This window comes from Burkholderia sp. BCC1640, from assembly GCF_902833125.1.
GTDB classification, from domain to species: domain Bacteria; phylum Pseudomonadota; class Gammaproteobacteria; order Burkholderiales; family Burkholderiaceae; genus Burkholderia; species Burkholderia diffusa.
The window spans coordinates 82984-104327 of sequence record NZ_CADFEF010000006.1 but is presented as its reverse complement, the minus strand read 5'-3'; the positions used below and the strand labels follow the sequence as shown (position 1 = coordinate 104327).

General features: G+C 64.8%; 20 protein-coding genes and 1 tRNA gene. 6 read left to right on the top strand and 15 right to left on the bottom strand.

Features of this window, described 5'->3' with window-relative positions; translation table 11 throughout:
* Positions 1–123 precede the first annotated feature (123 nt).
* Together HWX25_RS08830 and HWX25_RS08825 are read left to right on the top strand one after the other, a co-directional pair.
* Positions 124–1002 (top strand): tyrosine-protein phosphatase, encoded by an 879-nt coding sequence (locus HWX25_RS08830; RefSeq protein ID WP_175908247.1) that lies wholly within the window; start codon positions 124–126, stop codon positions 1000–1002.
* A 360-nt stretch (positions 1003–1362) separates the two neighbouring features.
* Positions 1363–3573 (top strand): hypothetical protein, encoded by a 2211-nt coding sequence (locus HWX25_RS08825; RefSeq protein ID WP_175908245.1) that lies wholly within the window; start codon positions 1363–1365, stop codon positions 3571–3573.
* A gap of 78 nt (positions 3574–3651) precedes the next feature.
* On the opposite strand, the gene HWX25_RS08820 is transcribed toward HWX25_RS08825, so the two are convergent.
* The 13 genes from HWX25_RS08820 to HWX25_RS08760 all read right to left on the bottom strand — a co-directional run bounded on the left by HWX25_RS08820 (position 3652) and on the right by HWX25_RS08760 (position 16619).
* Positions 3652–4065: a MerR family transcriptional regulator gene (locus tag HWX25_RS08820; protein ID WP_175908242.1), complete on the bottom strand. Its 414-nt coding sequence runs from the start codon at positions 4063–4065 to the stop codon at positions 3652–3654.
* A gap of 61 nt (positions 4066–4126) precedes the next feature.
* Positions 4127–4513, bottom strand: a complete 387-nt coding sequence (locus HWX25_RS08815) for an integration host factor subunit alpha (protein WP_006486093.1) — start codon at positions 4511–4513, stop codon at positions 4127–4129.
* 72 nt (positions 4514–4585) lie between these two features.
* Positions 4586–7015, bottom strand: a complete 2430-nt coding sequence (gene pheT / locus HWX25_RS08810; RefSeq protein ID WP_175908240.1) for a phenylalanine--tRNA ligase subunit beta — start codon at positions 7013–7015, stop codon at positions 4586–4588.
* 95 nt (positions 7016–7110) lie between these two features.
* Positions 7111–8124 (bottom strand): phenylalanine--tRNA ligase subunit alpha, encoded by a 1014-nt coding sequence (gene pheS / locus HWX25_RS08805; RefSeq protein WP_014897235.1) that lies wholly within the window; start codon positions 8122–8124, stop codon positions 7111–7113.
* A gap of 148 nt (positions 8125–8272) precedes the next feature.
* Positions 8273–8632 (bottom strand): 50S ribosomal protein L20, encoded by a 360-nt coding sequence (gene rplT / locus HWX25_RS08800; protein ID WP_004192938.1) that lies wholly within the window; start codon positions 8630–8632, stop codon positions 8273–8275.
* Positions 8633–8662: 30 nt separating this feature from the next.
* Positions 8663–8860, bottom strand: a complete 198-nt coding sequence (gene rpmI, locus HWX25_RS08795) for a 50S ribosomal protein L35 (RefSeq protein ID WP_004191477.1) — start codon at positions 8858–8860, stop codon at positions 8663–8665.
* Positions 8861–9050: 190 nt separating this feature from the next.
* Complete coding sequence (infC, locus tag HWX25_RS08790; RefSeq protein WP_071734130.1) at positions 9051–9575, bottom strand: translation initiation factor IF-3; 525 nt, start codon at positions 9573–9575, stop codon at positions 9051–9053.
* A gap of 49 nt (positions 9576–9624) precedes the next feature.
* The gene (gene thrS / locus HWX25_RS08785) at positions 9625–11532 is read right to left on the bottom strand and encodes a threonine--tRNA ligase (RefSeq protein ID WP_175908238.1); all 1908 of its coding nucleotides are present in this window, start codon (positions 11530–11532) and stop codon (positions 9625–9627) included.
* 271 nt (positions 11533–11803) lie between these two features.
* Positions 11804–11880 (bottom strand) — tRNA-Val (locus HWX25_RS08780).
* A gap of 97 nt (positions 11881–11977) precedes the next feature.
* Positions 11978–14212: a bifunctional (p)ppGpp synthetase/guanosine-3',5'-bis(diphosphate) 3'-pyrophosphohydrolase gene (locus tag HWX25_RS08775; protein WP_175908236.1), complete on the bottom strand. Its 2235-nt coding sequence runs from the start codon at positions 14210–14212 to the stop codon at positions 11978–11980.
* Between the two features lie 39 nt (positions 14213–14251).
* Positions 14252–14605, bottom strand: coding sequence for a RidA family protein (locus HWX25_RS08770; RefSeq protein WP_014897238.1), 354 nt, complete (start codon positions 14603–14605; stop codon positions 14252–14254).
* Positions 14606–14685: 80 nt separating this feature from the next.
* The gene (locus tag HWX25_RS08765) at positions 14686–15582 is read right to left on the bottom strand and encodes an alpha/beta hydrolase (RefSeq protein ID WP_059818044.1); all 897 of its coding nucleotides are present in this window, start codon (positions 15580–15582) and stop codon (positions 14686–14688) included.
* Positions 15583–15713: 131 nt separating this feature from the next.
* Positions 15714–16619: a LysR family transcriptional regulator gene (locus HWX25_RS08760; RefSeq protein WP_175908234.1), complete on the bottom strand. Its 906-nt coding sequence runs from the start codon at positions 16617–16619 to the stop codon at positions 15714–15716.
* 138 nt (positions 16620–16757) lie between these two features.
* On the opposite strand from HWX25_RS08760, the gene HWX25_RS08755 reads away from it, so the two are divergent.
* The 3 genes from HWX25_RS08755 to HWX25_RS08745 are packed head-to-tail and all read left to right on the top strand — an operon-like array spanning position 16758 to position 19089.
* On the top strand, positions 16758–17315 hold the full coding sequence (locus HWX25_RS08755; RefSeq protein WP_175908232.1) for an ester cyclase: 558 nt from the start codon (positions 16758–16760) through the stop codon (positions 17313–17315).
* Between the two features lie 11 nt (positions 17316–17326).
* Positions 17327–18337: a polysaccharide deacetylase family protein gene (locus HWX25_RS08750; protein WP_175908230.1), complete on the top strand. Its 1011-nt coding sequence runs from the start codon at positions 17327–17329 to the stop codon at positions 18335–18337.
* Between the two features lie 38 nt (positions 18338–18375).
* A complete protein-coding gene (locus HWX25_RS08745) occupies positions 18376–19089 on the top strand; it encodes an SDR family oxidoreductase (protein ID WP_175908228.1) in 714 nt (237 codons plus the stop codon).
* Between the two features lie 78 nt (positions 19090–19167).
* Here the strand turns inward: HWX25_RS08745 and HWX25_RS08740 are convergent, their stop codons facing one another.
* Together HWX25_RS08740 and HWX25_RS08735 are read right to left on the bottom strand one after the other, a co-directional pair.
* Positions 19168–19809, bottom strand: coding sequence for a CoA transferase subunit B (locus HWX25_RS08740; RefSeq protein ID WP_059533109.1), 642 nt, complete (start codon positions 19807–19809; stop codon positions 19168–19170).
* Position 19810: 1 nt separating this feature from the next.
* Positions 19811–20515, bottom strand: coding sequence for a CoA transferase subunit A (locus HWX25_RS08735; protein WP_059533110.1), 705 nt, complete (start codon positions 20513–20515; stop codon positions 19811–19813).
* A gap of 223 nt (positions 20516–20738) precedes the next feature.
* Here HWX25_RS08735 and HWX25_RS08730 point away from each other — a divergent pair, with 223 nt between their 5' ends.
* Complete coding sequence (locus tag HWX25_RS08730) at positions 20739–21284, top strand: LuxR C-terminal-related transcriptional regulator (RefSeq protein WP_059447349.1); 546 nt, start codon at positions 20739–20741, stop codon at positions 21282–21284.
* Positions 21285–21344 lie beyond the last annotated feature (60 nt).

Below are 21344 nucleotides of genomic sequence, written 5' to 3'. Positions count from 1 at the left end.
CCGACTCCATGCCGATCGATATGGCACGTCTCCGCTTCGCCGCGCTGCGCGGCACGCCGGCGGCGGTTTCGATCGCAACGGCGGTCGCGACGTCCCGTCACCGTCTCAGACAAAGGCCAGTGAATGACTCAGAAAAGCGACATTTCCCGTCGACACTTTCTCCGGCTGGGTGCCGGCACGATCGGCATCATGCTGGGAGGCACGCCTCTTCTGTCCGCGTGCGGCGGCGATTCGATCGCGGTCGCCCCCGTCACGACGCCCAGGCTCGGTTCGGCAGCGAACTTTCGTGACACCGGGGGACCGGACGGAACGGGCTATGCCACCGCGAGTGGTGCAGCGATGAAGAAAGGCGCGATCTACCGGTCGTCCGCGCTCGCGCTGTCGGCGGCCGACCTCGCAACGGTCGATACGCTCGGCATCACGCACGTATGCGACCTGCGCACGACCGCGGAGATCCACGCGCAGCCGGATGTGCCGCTGGCCGGCGCCACCTGGCAGAACCTCAACGTGCTCGGCGTCGCCAGTATCGGTGCGCTCCCGACCGACGGTGCGACTGCCGCGGCCTTCATGCAAAGCATGTATCGGGCGTTCGTGACGTCGGAAACGGCACGGACGAGTTACCACACGCTATTCGCCGGCTTTGCCGCGTCCGGTGGCAACCTGGTCTTCCACTGCACGGCCGGAAAGGATCGCACCGGCTGGGCGACGGCCATTCTGCACACGATCCTCGGTGTCCCACGGCAGACGATCCTCGCCGACTATCTGCTGACCAACGTCTACAGCGCGTCGGAGATCGCCGCTTATGTCGCACAGGCGCGCAAAAGCGGCGGGCAGGATGCGGCCGACATGATGGCCGCGTTGCAGAGCGCGCAAGCGACCTATCTGCAGGCGGCATTCGACCAGGTTGTCGCATCGTACGGCTCGATGACGTCGTACATCGATAACGGCCTGCAGCTGGACCAGACGACGCAGAATGCAATCCGGCGGAGCATGCTGGTCTGATCAGTCGTGCAGGCGGCGAAAGCGGTGGCGCGTCAGCCACTCCCGCCCGCCGCCTGCACCCCGGATCGGACATCGCCTTCATCCGGCATGTCACTCCGCGCCAGCCAACGCCGACGCCGGGTTTGTCGATCCGGCGCAACGCGCGCCGCCCGCCTCGACCGCAAAACCAAACGACCGTTTGATCTTTCCGCCCCGCCGCCGCGAATCCATTGTCCCGTCGCGCGCCGGCCGGTCCTGCCCGGACGCCCGCTGTTTGGTTACGCCGCTCTAGCGCGCTATGCCACACTGCACGGCATCGACGTCCGCGCCGCGCAACGGCCGTGCGCCCTCGCCGATCACGACAAGACATGGAGACAGACGATGCGGAATGCGGTCCGGCGCGGCCATCGCACGCCTTTGGCATTTCTCGACTGGATGGCCGGCCCGCGACGCGCGGCCGCGTCGGTTTCACCGGGCACCTCTCGTGTGTTCGGCCTTGGCGCGCTTGCGCTCGCGCTGCTCTGCGCCGGCTGCGCGGAACCAGCCGCGCAGCGCGACGGCAACACGTCTGTCGCATCGACGAAGATCGAGCGCGCCAAGGCCGAACGCCTCGCCCGCGAACAGCAGATCGCGCGCACGGTGCCGTCGCTCGCATCGCTCAGCCTCACTCAGCCGCGCCCGCTCACGCTGCGCGACTCGGGCCAGAACGGTGCGATGACGTTCCTGCGCGACGTCGATTTCCGCATCGTCAACAACCTCGGCTTCTTCATCCATCAACTGTCCGCGACACTCGTGCCGACGCAGGTCGGCGCGCCGATCGTGTTCGACGATCCGACGAGTTTCGAGATCGACGTGCACGAAGGCACGGTCACGCTCGACAACGCGAAGCTGACCGCCCTCTTCAACACGTACATCTTCGGTTACCGCAACGCGCCGCTGCGCAAGCTCGCGGTGTCGGCAGGCGACGGCGTGATCCATCTGCAGGGCGAGATGCAGCGCGACGGCTGGGTGCCGTTCTCGCTGACCGGCACGCTCACGATCCGCGACGGCAGCCAGCTCGTATTCCACCCGACCGGCGTACTTGTGTCGGGCATCAACGCGCAGCCGGTGATGCGCGCGGCCAACGTGAAGATGGCCGATTTGCTGAAGGTCGAGACGCCGATCGCGCGGCTCGCCGGTGACGACCTCGTGATGTCGGTCGACAAGCTGATGCCGCCGCCGCGGCTGAAGATCAGGATCACCGCGCTGCGCGTGACGCCGACCGGCCTCGACCTGACGCTCGACGACGGCTCGCACGCCGGCTTCGCGCTGCCCGCGAACGCGCCGCAACAGGCGATGTACATCCGCGGCGGCGACGTGAAGTTCATGCGCTCGATGCCGATGAATGCCGACATCCTGATCGGCCCCGTCGATCCGACCAAGCGTGACCAGCATTTCGTCTTCGACCTGTATCACTATCGCGACCAGGTATCGGCCGGCTATTTCAATTTCGACGAAAGCGGCGCGATGGCGATCCGGATGCCGTCGTACACTGGCCCCGCGAGCGGTGCCGCGCTCGGCAACGCGGCCGCTCGCCTGAACGACAGCTTCCTCGCCGCGCAGCAGACCGCGTTGCACGACTCGCGCCAGCATTGGGAAGCGTTTGCACTCGCGGCCGGCACGGCGCAGCCCGGCATGCAGAAAGTTGCGATGCGGCGCTCGTCGGCCATCCCGTTCAACGAACGGCACGTGTCGAACCGCAACCCGACGATCCATCTGCACAATGTCGACTTCAACCTGTCCGGCGACATCGGCTTCCACGTCGAGGAGCTCGACGTCCAGCTCGTGGCGAAACGGCCGGGCGAACCGGTCGACCTCGACGATCCGAACCAGTACGACATCCGCATCCTCGGCGGCACGGTCGTCGAATCGTGGAAGGCGATGTCGGCGCTCTTCAACAACTACCTGCTCGACTACTCGCCGCGCTCGCTGAACGACCTGCAGTTGAGCGCGGACGGTCAGGACCTGCGCGTCCAGGGCGGCATCAAGCTCTGGAATCACGTGCCCGGCGTGTGGCTGCCGACCGACATGAAGGGCTCGCTTTCGGTGCTCGACGACCGGCACCTCGCGTTCCGGCCGTCGCAGGTATCGGTGCTCGGCATCCCGCAGGCGAAGCTGCTACGCTCGCTCGGCATCGAGCTCGCGTCGTTGACGCCGCTGCAGCGCCGCGGCGCGGAACTGCGCGGCGACACGCTCGTGCTCGACCAGTACACCGTCTTTCCGCCGCCGGTGCTGAACGGCAAGCTCGGCCAGGCCACCGTCGAACGCGACGGACTGCGCCTCACGTTCCGGCGCGTTGCCGACGCACCCATGCCGAAGCGGCCGCAGATCGACGCGCCGAGCTACATGTGGATGGAAGGCGGCGACATGAAGATGTTCAACGTGCTGGAACTGAACGTGCGCGCGTTGATCCGGAACTCGGCCGAGGCAGGCCCGATGCGCTTCGACCTGTACAGCTACCGCAGCCAGGTCGCGCAAGGCTCGGTGCGGATGCTGCCGGACGGCACGCTGGTCGTCGACATGGGCAAGCCGAATCCGCTCGCATCGCGCTGATCCGGGCAGGCACGCGTGCATGAAAAAAGCCCGGTGGCGCTTCGCCAACCGGGCTTCGTGTCGATCCGAGCGTCGCGCTCAGTCGTCCTTCAGTCCGTCGATCACGTCGAGGAGCGCCTGCCGCAGCGCGATCACGTCGACGGTTGCCCCCGGCTTGCCCGATGCACGCGCATCGGCGGCCGGCACGTCGGGCTCGACCGGGGCGCCTGCAGCACGCTCGCCGGCCGGTGAATCGAGCCGGTTGCGCGCCCCGTTGATCGTGAACCCCTGTTCGTACAGCAACTCGCGAATCCGCCGGATCAGCAGCACTTCGTGATGCTGGTAGTACCGGCGATTGCCACGTCGCTTCACCGGTCGCAACTGCGTGAATTCCTGCTCCCAGTAACGCAGTACGTGCGGCTTGACCCCGCACAGCTCACTGACTTCACCGATCGTGAAGTAGCGCTTCGCGGGAATCGGAGGCAAGACGACTTTCTCAACCGTAGTGGTCATCGTCGGTTAACCGTCGGTAAAGGGTGCGCGGCGGCCGCGCGGAGACGTCAGCGCGCGGGCGTTACTCCGCGCCGTTTTCGACCAGCGCCTTCAGCTTCTGGCTCGCGTGGAAGGTTACCACCCGGCGAGCCGCGATCGGAATCGCCTCGCCCGTCTTCGGATTGCGGCCCGGACGCTGCGGCTTGTCGCGCAACTGGAAGTTGCCGAACCCCGACAGCTTGACGCTTTCACCGTTCTCGAGCGCGTCGCGGATCACTTCGAAAAACGCCTCGACCATGTCCTTCGCTTCACGCTTGTTCAGCCCGACGCTGTCGAACAGCAGCTCCGCCAGTTCCGCTTTCGTCAGCGTCGGCGTCTCGGTGGACGCCGGCGCCGAAGCGTCGCGGTTCATGGCACTGCGTTGCGCCGTCAGGAGGGCTTCGAATTCACTCGAGGTCATGTCGTTCATATCTGCCATACAGCGCGTTAAACCAAAACTCACGATGGGGAAGTGCCGCCCTCAAACGGACGGCCCCTCTCCTTAGCCGCGCAGGCGGGCACCAGCACGAGCCATCCGCTCGACCAGCGTCTGGATCGCCTGATCGACGACCTCGTCCTGTAGCGTGCCAGCCGCGTCCTGCAGCGTCACGCGGAAGGCAAGGCTCTTCTCGTGCGCGGCGAGACCACCGGAAGTATTTGATTTTGCACGAAATTCGTCGAAGAGTACAACCTTCTGAACGAATCGGCAGGCGTCTTCGGCCAGCGCCTTCTTCATTTCGTCGAAAAGCGCCTGAACCTCGACCGCCTGATCGACCACGACCGCGATATCGCGCCGCACCGGCGGGAATTTCGACACGTCGGTCGGCGCCGGCAGCGCACGTGCGATCAACGCATCCGCGTCGATTTCGAACATCACCGGCGCGTGCGGCAGCTCGTACTTCTGCATCAGGCGCGGATGGAGCTCGCCGATCCAGCCGACCGCGCGGCCATCGACCTCGATGCGCGCGCTGCGACCCGGATGGAGGGCCGGATGCTCGGCCTTCACGAAGCGCGCGGCGGCCGGCGCGAGCAGCGCCTCGAGATCGCCCTTCACGTCGAAGAAATCGACTGCGCGGGTCGCGACGCCCCACTGCTCGTCGACCGCCGGGCCGTACGCGAGCGCGCCGATACGCTTCGGCTGCGTGTAGCCTTCGACGGTCAGTTCGCCGGCCTTCACCGACGGATCGGCGAGGAACACGCGGCCCGTCTCGAACACGCGAACGCGATCCGCGCGGCGGTTCAGGTTGTGGCGCAGTACCGAGATCAGGCTGCCGAACAGCGTCGTACGCATCACCGACAGCTGGCTCGCGATCGGGTTCAGCAGGCGGATCGGGTTGTCGTTGCCGGCGAAGTCGTGCTCCCACTCCGCATCGACGAAGCTGAAGTTGACCGTTTCGGCGTAGTCGCGCGCCGCAAGCGCGTGACGGATGTCATGGATCGAACGCCGCGTCTCGTTGGTCGCGCGCATCTCGCTCGTCGCGACCGGCGGACGTGCCGGGATTTTCTCGAAGCCGTAGATGCGCGCCACTTCCTCGATCAGATCTTCCTCGATCTCGATGTCGAAGCGATGCGACGGCGGCGTGACCAGGAATGCGTCGTCGTCACGCTCGAACGGCAGGCGCAGGCGCGTGAAGATGTTGGCGATCTCGTCGGCGTCGATCTTCACGCCGATGATGCGGTTCGCGCGCGACACGCGCATCTTCACCGGCGCGCGCTGCGGCAGGTTCACTGCTTGGTCGTCGACCGGGCCGGCCTTGCCGCCGCAGATCTCGAGAATCAGCTGCGTGATGCGCTCGACGTGTTCGACGGTCGTCGCGTAGTCGACGCCGCGCTCGAAGCGATGGGCCGCATCGGTCGAGAAGTTGTACTTGCGCGCGCGGCCACGGATGCTGTCCGGCCACCAGAACGCGGCCTCCAGGTAAATGTTGGTCGTGTCGAGCGTGACGGCCGTGCTGTCGCCGCCCATGATGCCCGCGAGGCTTTCGACCTGACGGTCGTCCGCAATTACACCGACCGTTTCGTCGAGCTCGACCGTATTGCCGTTCAGCAGCTTCAGCGACTCGCCGCGCTTACCCCAGCGCACCTCGATACCGCCGTGGATCTTGTCCAGATCGAACACGTGCGACGGGCGGCCGAGCTCGAACATCACGTAGTTCGAGATGTCGACGAGCACCGACACGCTGCGCTGGCCCGAACGCTCGAGGCGCTCGACCATCCATTGCGGGGTCTTCGCATGTGCGTTCACGCCGCGGATCACGCGACCCGAGAAGCGGCCGCACAGATCGGGGGCGGCGATGCGCACGGGCAGCGTTTCGTCGAGCTCGACGCGCACCGGACGGATGTCCACCGACGTCAGCGGCGCGCCGGTGATTGCGGCCGTCTCGCGCGCGATGCCGAACACCGACAGGCAGTCGGCCTTGTTCGGCGTCAGCTTGATTTCGAAGATCGTGTCGTCGAGATTGAGCGTATCGCGGATGTCCTGGCCAACCGGCGTGTCTTCCGGCAGGATCAACAGGCCGCTGTGATCCTCGGACAGCTTCAGCTCACGCGCCGAGCACAGCATCCCCTGGCTCTCCACGCCGCGCAGCTTCGACAGCTTGATCGCGAACGGCTTGCCGCCCTCTTCCGCCGGCGGCAATTCCGCGCCGACCAGCGCGACCGGCACCTTGATGCCGGGCGCCACGTTCGGTGCGCCGCACACGATATTCAGCGTCGCGCCGGTGCCGGCGTCGACCTGGCAGACATTGAGCTTGTCCGCATCCGGATGCTTGACGACTTCGAGCACGCGGCCGACGACGATCTTCGACGTCGGCGGCGCAGCCTTGCTCAGCGATTCGACTTCGAGCCCCGCCATCGTCAGCGCGTGCGACAGTTCGTCGGTCGTCAGCTGCGGGTCGACAAAGGTTCTCAACCAGGATTCAGGGAATTGCATGGATGTCTACGTTCGAAACAGGTTAGATCGGCGCCCGGCCCCCGTCGGAAACGTCCGGCGGGCATGCGCGGGCACATGGCGGCGCGGCGCGTGCGTTATGCGAACTGGCGCAGGAAACGCAGGTCGTTCTCGAAGAACAGCCGGAGATCCTGCACGCCGTAGCGCAGCATCGTCAGGCGCTCGAGGCCGCTGCCGAACGCAAAGCCGATGTAGCGCTCGGGATCGAGGCCCATGTTGCGGATCACGGTCGGATGCACCTGCCCCGAGCCCGAGATCTCGAGCCATTTGCCGGCGTTCTTGCCGTGCTCGAACATCATGTCGATCTCGGCCGACGGTTCCGTGAACGGGAAATACGACGGACGGAAGCGCACGAGGATGTCGTCGCGCTCGAAGAATTTCTTCAGGAAGTCGGTATAGACGCCCTTGAGGTCGGCGAAGCTGATGTTTTCGTCGATCCACAGCCCCTCGACCTGATTGAACATCGGCGAGTGGGTCGCATCGCTGTCGACGCGATACGTACGGCCCGGTGCGATCACCTTGATCGGCGGGCGGTTCATGCGCGCGTAACGCACCTGCATCGGGCTCGTGTGCGTGCGCAGCAGCAACTGGCGGCCGTCGGCGTCCTTGCCTTCGACGTAGAAGGTGTCCTGCATCGAACGCGCCGGATGATTCTCCGGGCTGTTCAACGACGTGAAGTTGTACCAGTCGGTCTCGATTTCGGGACCGTCGGCTACGTCGAAGCCGATCGAGCGGAAAATCTGTTCGACGCGCTCCCACGTGCGCATCACGGGGTGCAGGCTGCCTGCACCGGCGCCGCGACCCGGCAGCGTGACGTCGATCGCCTCGGCGGCAAGGCGCTGGTTCAGCAGCGCATCGGCGAGCGCCTGGCGGCGTGCGGTCAGCGCGGCTTCCACCTGCTGCTTCACGACGTTGATGCGTGCGCCTTCGGTCTTGCGTGCTTCGGGATCGAGCTTGCCGAGGCCCTTGAGCAACTCGGTCAGCGCACCCGACTTGCCGAGAAATCGTGCTTTCTCGTTTTCGAGCGTGGTGATGTCGGCAGCCTGTTCAAAGGACTGCTGCGCGTCGGCGACAATCTGGTCCAGATCCATAGATCCCATCATTTCCAACGTCATTCGGTCTTGGCGAGCGAAACTGCCCGCCAAACAAAAAAGGGGCTCGGAAGAGCCCCGTTTTCGCTGCAGCGGCCGAAACTACCGGAACATCGCTGCAACTAACCACGCAGTGCTAATTTCGCAATTAGGCTGCAACGGCGGCTTTCACCTGCTTGACGATCGCAGCAAAAGCAGCCTTGTCGAACACCGCCATGTCGGCCAAGACCTTACGGTCGAGTTCGATCGACGCCTTCTTCAGGCCGTTGATGAACACGCTGTAGGTCATGTCGTGCTGGCGAACTGCCGCGTTGATACGCGTGATCCACAGTGCGCGGAACACACGCTTCTTGTTGCGGCGATCGCGGTACGCGTACTGACCAGCGCGCATCACCGCCTGCTTGGCGATGCGGTAGACGTTATTGCGACGGCCGCGATAACCCTTGGCCAGGTTGATGATCTTCTTGTGGCGGGCCCGTGCGGTTACCCCACGTTTGACTCGAGGCATGTTTCTCTCCTTGGAGTATCAGTTGAGGGGTTACGCGAACGGCAGCATTGCGCGGACGGAGTTCAGATCGGAATCATGAACTGCCGTTGCGCCGCGCAGGTGACGCTTGTTCTTCGTGGTTTTCTTGGTCAGGATGTGACGCTTGAAGGCTTGACCGCGCTTGACGGTACCGCCCGGACGCACCACGAAGCGCTTTGCAGCACTCTTCTTGGTCTTCATCTTAGGCATGACGAACAACTCCAGTTTATTTGATGGCGATGGGTGTGCGGTTGGCTTGCGCCCTTGACCCGCCCTTCGAAACCCAGTCCACTTGTGTACGGCGAACCACTTGCGCAGCCGCCGTCATTGTTGGCGCGCCGCCCTGACCGGGCAACGCACCGAACCACTTTCGAACCTGCGCGGCATGCGCGCGGGCCCGTTACTTCTTTTTCTTCGGCGAGAGCACCATGATCATCTGGCGCCCTTCCATCTTCGGCATCTGCTCGACCTGGCCGACTTCCTCGAGATCCGTGCGCAGACGCTCAAGCATCCGCATGCCGATCTCCTGGTGAGCCATTTCACGGCCGCGGAAACGCAACGTGATCTTCGTCTTGTCGCCCTCTTCGAGGAAGCGCACGAGATTGCGAAGCTTGACGTTGTAGTCACCGTCATCGGTACCCGGGCGGAATTTGACTTCCTTCACCTGGATGACCTTCTGCTTCAGCTTGGCTTCGTGCTGCTTCTTGGACTCCTGATACTTGAACTTGCCGTAGTCCATCAGACGGCAGACCGGCGGAACCGCTTGCGGCGCGATTTCCACCAGGTCAACATCCAGCTCTTCCGATTTACGGAAAGCATCAGCGAGTTTTACGATACCGAGCGGTTCGTTCTCGATCCCGACCAGACGCACTTCCGGCGCAGTGATTTCACCGTTGATGCGATGCGACGACTTATCAGTAGCGATGTTACGTTTCCTCTAAAAATTAAAAAAACGAGCCGCGCTGCCAGGGCGGTTACTTGAACGAGCGCAGGTCTTCCTGCAGACGCTCAACGAAGGCTTCGATCGGCATAACGCCAAGATCGACGCCGCCACGGGCACGCACGGCTACCGTTTGCGCATCACGCTCCTTATCGCCCACGACGAGGAGATAAGGCACCTTTTCCAGCGTGTGCTCGCGTATTTTATAGCTAATCTTCTCGTTGCGCAAATCGGCCGCCACTCTAACCCCTTGTTTTTGCAACGTTTGGGCCAGAGATTGTGCGTATTCCGCCTGACTTTCGGCGATATTGAGCACAATTGCCTGGAACGGCGCGAGCCAGACCGGCATTGCACCAGCGTGGTGCTCGATCAGAATGCCGAGGAATCGCTCCATCGAACCGACGATCGCACGGTGCAGCATCACGGGCCGGCGGCGGCTGTTGTCTTCCGCGACGTACTCGGCACCGAGGCGTTCCGGCAGCATCATGTCGAGCTGCAGCGTGCCGCATTGCCACGAACGGCCGAGCGCATCCTTGATGTGGTACTCGATCTTCGGTCCATAGAACGCACCTTCGCCCGGCAGTTCTTCCCACGACAGGCCGCAGGCCGTCAGCGCTTCGCGCAGCCCCTGCTCGGCACGGTCCCACGTTTCGTCGGAACCCATGCGCTGCTCGGGACGCAGCGACAGCTTGATATCGATGTGCTCGAAGCCGAAATCGCTGTACACGCTCATCGCGAGCTTGTTGAACGCGATCGACTCGGCAATGATCTGGTCTTCCGTACAGAAGATGTGCGCATCGTCCTGCACGAAGCCGCGCACGCGCATCAGGCCATGCAGCGCGCCCGATGCCTCGTTGCGATGGCACGAACCGAATTCCGCGTAGCGCAGCGGCAGGTCGCGGTACGAGCGCAGGCCGTGCTTGAACACCTGAACGTGACCCGGACAGTTCATCGGCTTGATCGCGTAGTCGCGCTTCTCCGACTCCGTCGTGAACATGTTCTCGCGGTAGTTCTGCCAGTGGCCCGACGCCTCCCACAGCGAGCGGTCCATGATCATCGGGGTCTTGATCTCCTGGTACCCGGCTTCATTCACGCGGCGGCGCATGTACTGCTCGACCTGCTGCCACAGCGCCCAGCCCTTCGGATGCCAGAACACCATGCCCGGCGACTCTTCCTGCATGTGAAACAGGTCGAGCTGCTTGCCGAGCTTGCGGTGGTCGCGCTTTTCCGCTTCCTCGAGCATGTGCAGGTACTGATCCTGATCTTCCTTCTTCGTCCAGGCCGTACCGTAGATGCGCTGCAACTGCTCGTTCTTCGAGTCGCCGCGCCAGTACGCGCCCGCGACCTTCATCAGCTTGAAGACCTTCAGCTTGCCGGTCGACGGCACGTGCGGGCCGCGGCAGAGATCCGTGAAGCCGCCGTGCGAGTACAGTTTGATTTCGTCGCTTTGCGGAATCGATTCGATGATTTCGGCCTTGTACTTCTCGCCGAGGCTGCGGAAATAGCCGGCCGCCTCGTCGCGCGACACGACGCGGCGCGTCACCGGCTCGTCCTTCTTCGCGAGCTCCTGCATGCGCTTTTCGATCTTTTCCAGATCTTCGGGCGTAAACGGGCGGTTATACGAGAAGTCGTAGTAGAAGCCGTTGTCGATCACCGGACCGATCGTCACCTGCGCATCCGGATACAGATCCTTCACCGCGTAGGCAAGCAAGTGCGCGGTCGAGTGACGGATGATGTCGAGACCGTCGGCATCCTTGTCCGTGACGATTGCGAGCGATGCATCGCGATCGATCACCGTGGACGTATCGACCAGCTCGCCGTCGAGCTTGCCCCCAAGCGCAGCCTTCGCAAGGCCGGGACCGATCGAGGCTGCAACCTCGGCAACTGTCACCGGATGCTCGTATTGTCGAACTGAGCCGTCAGGCAAGCGTATCGAAACCATAGCAATCTCCGTGATGCCGACAGTGGGCGGCAGACCAAGCACGCGATATCAAAGTCACGCGCGAAAATTTCGCGACAAAAAAAATGCGGCCCCGCTTTCGAGGGGCCGCATTCGATACTTCACTCAAACTGAAAGGGCGAAAGGGTTCCTCGACTAGCGTCGCTCCGAAAAGGTTTCGGTCAACGTTCGCGGTGTCATAACCGTATTCGCCTTGTTCGCGTTGAGTTATTTACTGCATCGAACACCCGGAAACCGGGCATTCTCAATTCGTTGGTAGGCTCGATTGGACTCGAACCAACGACCCCCACCATGTCAAGGTGGTGCTCTAACCAGCTGAGCTACGAGCCTAGAGAAGCTGAAATTATATGGAGCTATCGTTCATTTGGCAAGCGTTTTTATGCGGTCGCAGCAAAATGATCGCGCTCCAACCCCATTTACAGGGGCGTCACGTCTTGCGCCCCGCCCGCACGACACCCGGCACTTCGCCGAGCAGCGTGCACGCGCGCTGCACCTGCGCGGAATTGGACACCTCGACCGTGAACTGCATGAATGCCGCATTCCGGCGACTCTGCGTCTTCACGCCCACCACGTTCATCTTCTCGCGTGCGAACACTTCGGAGATGTCGCGCAGCAAGCCTTGCCGGTCGCTCGCCTCGATCATCAGATCGACCGGATAGACGGACACGCCACGGCCGCCCAGCACGTCGGCCGACCAGGTTGTCTGCAACACGCGCTCCGGCGCCCGTTCGGCCATGCGCCGGAACGTCGGGCAGTCGCTGCGGTGAATCGACATCCCCTTGCCGCGCGTCACGAAGCCGCTGATCGGGTCCGGCGGCGCCGGACGGCAGCAGCGCGCAAGCTGGGTCAGCAGCGCATCGACGCCGACCACCAGCACGCCGGTCGACGCGCCGTGCGCGACACTCGCGCCGCTGCTGCGTTTCTCGAAATCGGCGGGCGCCTCGGGTGCATGCTCGGGCGGCGGCGCATCGGACAGCGCGTGCTCGACGTTGCGCAGGCTGAATTCTTCCTTGCCGACGACCGAGAACAGCTCGTCGGGCGACTTGAAGCCGAGCTTCGCGGCGAGGTTGTCGAGATTGACCGACGTCTTGCCCTCGCGCTGCAGCGTCTTTTCGACGAGCGCGCGACCATGCGCGATGTTCTCTTCCTGCTCGATCGAGTTGAACCACGCACGCACCTTCTGCCGCGCACGCGGACTCTTCAGGTAGCCGAGCTGCAGGTTCAGCCAGTCGCGCGACGGCCCACCCTCCTTCACCGCGACGATCTCGACCGTCTGGCCGTTCGCGAGCGCCGTGTTCAGCGGCACCATCACACCGTCGACGCGCGCGCCGCGGCAGCGATGGCCGAGCTCGCTGTGCAGGTGGTACGCGAAATCGACCGGCGTCGCGCCCTGCGGCAACGCAATCACCCGCGCCTGCGGCGTCAGCACGTAAATGTGGTCGTCGTCGAGCGACGTCTCGCGCAGTTGGGCCCACGCCTGGTCGCCAGATACTTCCGTGCCGTCCTCGACGTCGTCCTTCCACGCGAGCAGCTGGCGCAGCCACGCGATCTTCTCGTCGTACTTGTCGCTCGCCGAGAACTGGCCGCCATAGCCGCGCGCGCCGGCCTCCTTGTAGCGCCAGTGCGCGGCGACACCGTACTCCGCGAAACGGTGCATTTCCTGCGTGCGGATCTGCACTTCGAACGCGCGGCCGTCGTCACCGATCACGACCGTATGCAGCGACTTGTAGCCGTTCGGCTTCGGACGCGAGATGTAATCGTCGAATTCCTTCGGCACCGGCTGCCACAGGTGATGCACGATGCCGAGCACCGCGTAGCAATCCTTGATGTCCGGCACGATCACGCGGAACGCGCGCACATCGTACAGCTCGGAGAAATCGAGCTCCTTGCCGCGCATCTTGCGCCAGATGCTGTAGATGTGCTTCGGCCGCCCGCTCACGTCGGCCGGGATGTGCGCTTCCGCCAGCTCGTGCTGCAGCCGCTCGATCGCCTGCGCGACGTACGCCTCGCGTTCAATGCGCTTTTCATCGAGCAGCTTGGCGATGCGCTTGTACGTGACCGGATCCTCGAAGCGGAACGCGAGGTCCTCGAGCTCCCACTTCAGTTGCCAGATACCGAGACGGTTCGCGAGCGGCGCATAGATCTCGAGCGTCTCGCGCGCGACGTCGGGCGGCGGATCGATCTTCGCCGCCGCGTAGTAGCGCAGCGACTGCAACCGCGACGCCAGCCGGATCAGCACCACGCGGATGTCCTGCGCGAACGCAAGCAGCATCTTGCGCAACGCCTCGATCTGCGTGCGCCGCTCTTGCGCGGCGTCGCGCCCGGCGTCCGGCATTGCGTTCTGCGCCGCGCGCAGGCTCACGGTGCCGAGCCGCAGCAGCTTGCGCACGTCGGATACGAGCCGCGCGACCTCTTCGCCGAAACGTTCGGTCAGCTCCCGCTCGGGATCGCTCAGGTGCGGCGTCAGCACGAACAGCGCGGCCGCCTGCATCGCGTGCGGATCGACGTTCAGCGTGCGCATGATCGACGCCGTGCCCGCCGAGTGATCGGCCAGCAGCTCGCCCGACGACAGGCGTGCGTCACCGGCACGCTCGCGCACGAACGCGAGCACGTCGTCGAACGACGGTGCCGCGACGGAAGAAGCGGAAACGGATTCGGTCATCGCACGGCCTGGCGCATTGCTGTCATCGGAACGCTTCGCTCAGCTCCGTTGCGCGGCGACGACGACGATCTCGACGAGCAGCGCCGGATCCGCGAGCTTCGCCTCGACGGTCGCGCGCGGCGGCGTATTGCCCTGCGCGACCCACGCGTCCCACTCCGCGTTCATGCCCTCGAAGTTCGCGAGATCCGAAATGTAGATCTGCACCGACAGCAGATGTGCCTTGTCGCTGTTCGCTTCGGCGAGCAGGCGGTCGATGTGGCCGAGCACTTCGCGCGTCTGGCCCTTGATGTCCTGGGTGGTGTCTTCGGCGATCTGGCCGGCCAGATACACGGTACCGTTGTGGATCGCGGTTTCGGAGAGACGCGCTCCGACGTGGTGACGAATGACTGCCATGGAATGTTCCGGTCGTATGAGTGGGTGAGAATCGGCGACGACGCGGCCCGCGTGCCGCCGAACCGCATATTATGACGCGTTTATGCGTCGCTTTCGACGAAAAACCGACGGGCAAGCGCAATCTGGTCATCGCCGATGAACGCTGGCGCATGGCCCGCGCCCTGGATCTCGGCCTGCGTCACGTGCCGGCCGCGACGCACCATCTCCGCCAACGTGTCGCGCGACAGCAGGTCGGAACGCTCGCCGCGCACGACGAGCAGCGACGCGTCGGTGGTCTCGATCGCGCGCCACAGCGCGGCCTCGCCGAGCGCGGCCAGCTCGGGCGTCGTCGCCTTGAACGGCTCGGCGATGCGCGGATCGTAGCGCATCGTCCACCCCCCGTCGGGTAGCTCGCGCAGCAACGGCCCGTTAATCTCGCGCCATTCGTCGTCGGTCAACGCGCCAAACGGCAGCGATAGCGACGTCAGATAGTCGATGCCCTCCTGTTCGGTCGCGAAACGCGGCTGCACGCCGAGGTATTCGCCGATGCGCGTCAGCGAATCGGGCTCGATGCGCGGGCCGACGTCGTTGACGATCATCCGGCGCAGCGGCGAACCGGGAAGCCCCGCGAGCGCCATGCCGATCAGGCCGCCCATCGACGTGCCGAACCAGTCGACCGACTCGACGTCGAGCCGCGCGATCAGCGTGACCATGTCGGCCACATATTGCGGAATCGCATAAAGCCGCGGATCGGCGAGCCAGTCGGAGCGTCCGCGCCCGACGACGTCGGGGCAGACGACGCGATACGTGTCGGACAACGCGGCGGCAAGCCGGTCGAAGTCGCGCCCCGAACGGGTCAGGCCGTGCACGCAGACCAGCACCCGAGGATTGGCGGGGTCGCCCCATTCGGTATAGGCGACATGGTGAAGGCCGGCGGCGCTCGCACACTGCACCCGTCGCTGACGGGGAACCGGAGGATTCGCTGAGGTTGTTGGCATCGTTGGCATCCTGTCGAACGGGGGCGGTGCGACGGGCAACACTCGCGCCGCCTGATGCAAACGATTGTAAACCGCTTCGCAACGACGGGCCGTGACGCGGCCGCGGTCATCCGACGCATCTTCCCGACCGCTCACGCACTGCGGCGCCACGTCTCGCGCAGCTGGTCGCGCAGGAAATCGACGAACGCCCGCACGCGCAGCGGCACGTGACGGCCGCCGGGATAGACGGCATGGAGCGGTGCCGCAGGCGCCGCGAATGTCGGCAACACACGCACGAGCCGGCCGGCCTCGAGATCGGCACCGACGTCCCAGATCGACTTCAGCGCAATGCCCGCGCCCTCCAATGCCAACGTACGAGCTGCACCGCCGTCGTTCGTCAGCAGCGCGGCCGTCACTTCGACCGTCACTGCGCCCTGTGCGCCGTCGAACCGCCACTCCGTACGAGGCTGGTCGCCCATCACGATGCATCGATGTGCACGAAGTTCGGCCGGATGAGCCGGCAGCCCGTGCACGGCGAGATAGCTCGACGACGCGCATAGCACGCGATGATTCGGCGCCAGTTCGCGCGCGATCATCGTCGAATCGGCAAGGCTGCCGATCCGCACGGCAACGTCGACGTCCTGCGCGAGCAGATCGACGATCGCGTCGGTCAGCATCAGTTGCACGATCAACTCCGGATGTTGCCGTTGAAACGCCGCGACGAGCGGCGCGATCCGCAGCCGGCCGAGCTCGCCGGGCGCCGTCAGGCGCAGCACGCCGCTGACCGTGCCGCGACGGTCGCTCATCAGCGTTTCGGCGCGATCGACCTCGGCCAGGATGCGCAGCACCTGCGCATGGAACTGCGCCCCGTCGTCGGTCAGCGCCTGCTGCCGCGTCGTCCGGTGCAGCAGACGCACGCCCAGTTGCGACTCGAGATGCGCGAGCCGCTTGCTGACGACGGACAGCGACAAGTCAAGCTCGCGCGCCGCTGCGGACAGGCTGCCGGCCGACACGATTCTCGCGAACGTATCGAGCGCCGGGAGATCGTCGATCAGCATCGCGGCACCTGCCCTGCGTCGACCTTTCCTTTTTTCGAATAATCCATTCGCCTTTTCCCCGTATTTCAGCTCGAAACGGAAACCTACCATACCTGTACCGCGTCGCCCCACGACGCCATCCAGAGGACACCCGAAACCATGCCGATCCCCTTTCCTTCGATCGCACGCCCGATTAGCCGCGTCATCGTTGCAGCGGCCTGCGTCGTTGCGCTGTCGCCTGCGGTATCCCGCGCCGCCAACCTTCTCGATGCGCACAGCCTGACGGTCGCGGCCGACGTGCCGGCTACGCAGGCACGTGCGCAAATCCTCGCCGCGCGTCGCTACGGCACCTTCTGGAATACCGGTGATGCCGCCCTCGCCCGCGCCGCACTCGCGGCCGATTTCGTCGACCGAACGTTGCCGGCCGGTCGTGAGCAAGGTGTAGCGGGACCACTCGCTGCGTCCGGCACGATGCGCACGGCCATCCCGGACCTGCGCTGCGACATCGACCAGATGATCGTGGCGGGCGACCGTGTCGTCGTGCACCTGCACTTTCGCGGACATTTCACCGGCACGTTCAATGGAACGACCGGAAACGGACAGGCGATCGACTTCATCGCGACCGACATCTACCGGATCGACCACGGCCGGATAGCGGAAAACTGGCACATCGAGGACAACTTGACGCTGATGCGTCAGCTCGGGCTCGTCGGCTGACGGAGGAAACGATGACTCACCGCAATCACGGTTCGACAACGCATCCGGCTCGCCGCACGTTTCTTGCACAAGCGGGCGCCGGGCTGGCAGCCGGCATCGCGATGGCCGCGGGCGCCTCCGGGTCGGCAACGGCCGCCCCGACACCGGGCCCCGCATCGGCAGGTACCGGCGGGTTCTGGCAGGACGACACGCGCCTCGTCATCTCGATCTCGATGCAGTTCGAGGCCAGCGGACAACCGCCCAAGGGCGCGGACAGTCCGTTCCCGTCCGTCGAATTCCCGTCATCGGTGCCGGTCGATCTGGCCTCGGCCACGTGGTTCGCATATGGCTACCGCGAAGGCATTCCGCGCCTTCTCGACCTGTGGGACCGGCATGGCGTGAAAGTCACGTCGCACATGATCGGAGAGGCCGCGCGCCGGCATCCCGAACTGGCACGCGAGATCGTGTCGCGCGGCCACGAAGCGGCCGCGCACGGCCCGACCTGGCGATCGCAGTTCGCGATGAATCGCGACGACGAGCGCCGCTTCCTCACCGAAGCCCGCGACATGGTCGAAGCAGTGACGGGCAGGCGCCCGATCGGCTACAACTGCAACTGGCTGCGGCGCGGACCGAACACGCTGCCGCTGCTGCAGGAACTCGGCTACGTGTATCACATCGACGACGTCAGCCGCGACGAGCCCTTCATCGAAACCGTCGACGGTCGCGATTTCGCGGTCGTTCCGTACACGTTGCGCAACAACGACATCCTGCTGATCGAAGGCCGCAACTATTCGCCGACGATGTTCCTCGATCAGATCAAGCTCGATTTCGACCAGTTGTACGCGGAAGCCGGACAGCGGCGGCGATTGATGTCGATCAGCGCGCACGACCGGATCAGCGGCACGCCGCAGATGGTCCGTGCGTGGGACGCATTCCTGCACTACGCTCGATCGCATCCGGGCGTTGCCTTCATGCGCAAGGACGACATTGCCCGCTTTGCCCTGCACAGCCCGTCGACGTTGCGCGAAGCCGAAACGATCTGACCGGATTGCGCTCACCTCATCACTTCGGAAGGACCACCATGAACGATTCACTCCCTGGAAAGAAGGTACTCGTCGTCGGCGGCAGTTCCGGCATCGGTGCCGCCGCCGCGAAAGCATTCGCACAACGTGGCGCTGTCGTGACGATTGCATCGCGCGACCCGGCCCGGTTCAATGCAGATGTCGCGCCGGGCGCGCAAGTCCGCGCCGAAGCGCTCGACATCACCGATACGGCGGCCGTCGATGCGTTCTGCGCGCGCGTCGGCCAGTTCGACCACGTCGTGATTTCGGCCGCGAAGACGGCGACGGGCCCGGTCCGCGCGCTACCGCTTGCCGACGCGCAAGCCGCGATGGACAGCAAATTCTGGGGCGCATACCGCGTGGCACGCTCGATCGATATCGCACCCGGCGGCTCGCTGACGTTCGTGTCGGGTTACCTCAGCGTACGGCCGAACGCATCGTCGGTCCTGCAGGGCGCGATCAACGCGGCGCTCGAGGCGCTCGCCCGCGGCCTTGCACTCGAGCTGGCACCCGTTCGAGTGAATGCCGTGTCGCCCGGCCTGATCGCGACGCCATTGTGGGACAAGCTCGCGCCCGATGCGCGCGACGCGATGTACGCGGGCGCCGCGCAGCGCCTTCCGGCACGCCGCGTGGGCCAGCCGGAGGACGTCGCGAATGCGATCGTGTATCTGGCGACAACGCCTTATGCGACCGGCTCGACGGTGCTGATCGACGGCGGCGGTGCAATCGCGTAGCGTATGCGGCCATGACAAAACGCCCCGCGTTCCATCGCGGAACGCGGGGCGTCGAGAGTCGCGCCGGTAAGCCAGGGCTTACGCGACCGCGCTCACATCGAGCGGCGCGCCCGTCTTCGTCTGGATCTCTTCCACGCTCACGCCGTCGGCGAGCTCGAGCACCTTCAGGCCATTCGGCGTCACTTCGATCACACCGAGATCGGTGATGATCAGGTCGACCACGCCGACGCCCGTCAGCGGCAGATTGCATTCGTCGAGGATCTTGTGCTGGTCGCCCTTCGCGACGTGCTCCATCAGCACGACGACGCGCTTCACACCCGCGACGAGGTCCATCGCGCCGCCCATCCCCTTGATCATCTTGCCCGGGATCATCCAGTTCGCGAGGTCGCCCGTCTTGCTGACCTGCATTGCGCCGAGGATCGCGAGGTTGATGTGGCCGCCGCGGATCATCGCGAACGAATCGGCCGACGAGAAGATCGACGAACCCGGCAGCGTCGTGACGGTCTGCTTGCCGGCGTTGATCAGGTCGGCGTCGACTTCGTCCTCGGTCGGCGACGGGCCGATGCCGAGCAGGCCGTTTTCCGACTGCAGCCACACCTCGACGCCCGCCGGCACGTGGTTCGCGACGAGCGTCGGCAGCCCGATGCCCAGGTTCACATAGAAGCCGTCCTGCAGTTCCTTCGCCGCGCGCGCGGCCATCTGGTCACGATTCCAGGCCATGTCAGTCTCCTTTCGCGCGTACGACGCGTTGTTCGATGCGTTTTTCGGGCGTCGCGTTCAACACGATGCGCTGCACGAAGATCCCCGGCGTATGGATCTGATCCGGATCGAGCGTGCCGTTCTCGACGATCTCCTCGACTTCCGCCACGGTGATCTTGCCCGCCATCGCGCACATCGGGTTGAAGTTGCGCGCGGTGCGGCGATAGATCAGGTTGCCGGATTTGTCGGCCTTCCACGCCTTCACAAGCGCGACGTCGGCCGTCAGCGACGGCTCGAGCACGTAATGACGATCGCCGAATTGGCGCGTTTCCTTGCCTTCCGCGATCACGGTGCCGTAGCCGGTGTTCGTGAAAAACGCGGGGATGCCGGCGCCGCCCGCGCGCAGCTTCTCGGCGAGCGTGCCCTGCGGCGTGAATTCGAGCTCGAGTTCGCCGGCCAGGTACTGGCGCTCGAACTCCTTGTTCTCGCCGACGTACGACGAGATCATCTTCTTGATCTGGCGCGTTTCCAGCAGCAGGCCGAGACCGAAGCCGTCGACGCCCGCGTTGTTGCTGATGCAGGTGATGCCCTTGACGGCGGAGTCGCGCAGCGCCGCGATCAGCGCCTCGGGAATCCCGCACAGGCCGAAGCCGCCCACCGCGAAGGTCTGTCCGTCGCGGACGATCCCTTCCAGCGCGGCAGCCGCGCTTGGATAGACTTTGTTCATCTGTATGTCCCTTCCTCTATGGAAACCAGCAAAACCGGTTCACGCGCCCACTGGGCCGCAAGCCCGCCGCATCATTCTATGCATGCACGGCGATACCTGCGTCGAAGCGCGCTGTTTTTATATCGCGACAAGGCGCCGCGAGATGCCTGAAAGGGTACGATGCGGCGCGGATGCGGCACAATACGCAAAAATACATAAGCGTTTGCCTCCGCTTGCCTGCGCCATGCCCGCTCTCGATTACCAGACTGCCTTTCACCTCGCGCCGCTCGGCCTCGTGATGTCGCGCGACCGCGTGATCGAGGACTGCAACGACGCGCTCGCGTCGATCTTCCGCTGCGCGCGGGCCGACCTGATCGGAAAGTCGTACGAAGTGCTCTATCCGTCGCCGGACGAATTCCAGCGCATCGGCGAGCGCATCTCGCGCGTGATGATCGCGAACGGCACCTACGCCGATGACAGAATCATGAAACGAGCCGACGGCGAGCTGTTCTGGTGCCACGTGACGGGCCGCGCGCTCGACCGCACCGCACCGCTCGCAGCCGGCGTCTGGACGTTCGAGGACCTGAGCGCGACGCGCCGCGTCGCCGTCGAGCTGACGCCGCGCGAGCGCGAGATCGCCGCGCAGCTCGCGACCGGCAAGACCAGCAAGCAGATCGGGCGCGTGCTCGACATCAGTTCGCGCACGGTCGACATCTATCGGGCGCGGCTGATGCGCAAGTACGGCACCAACAATACGCCGGAACTGCTGCAGCGCCTGCTCGGCCAGTAAAAGCCCCCCCGGAATGGCAATCGGCCGCGTGAAGCGGCCGATTGCGGAGATTTTCAACGG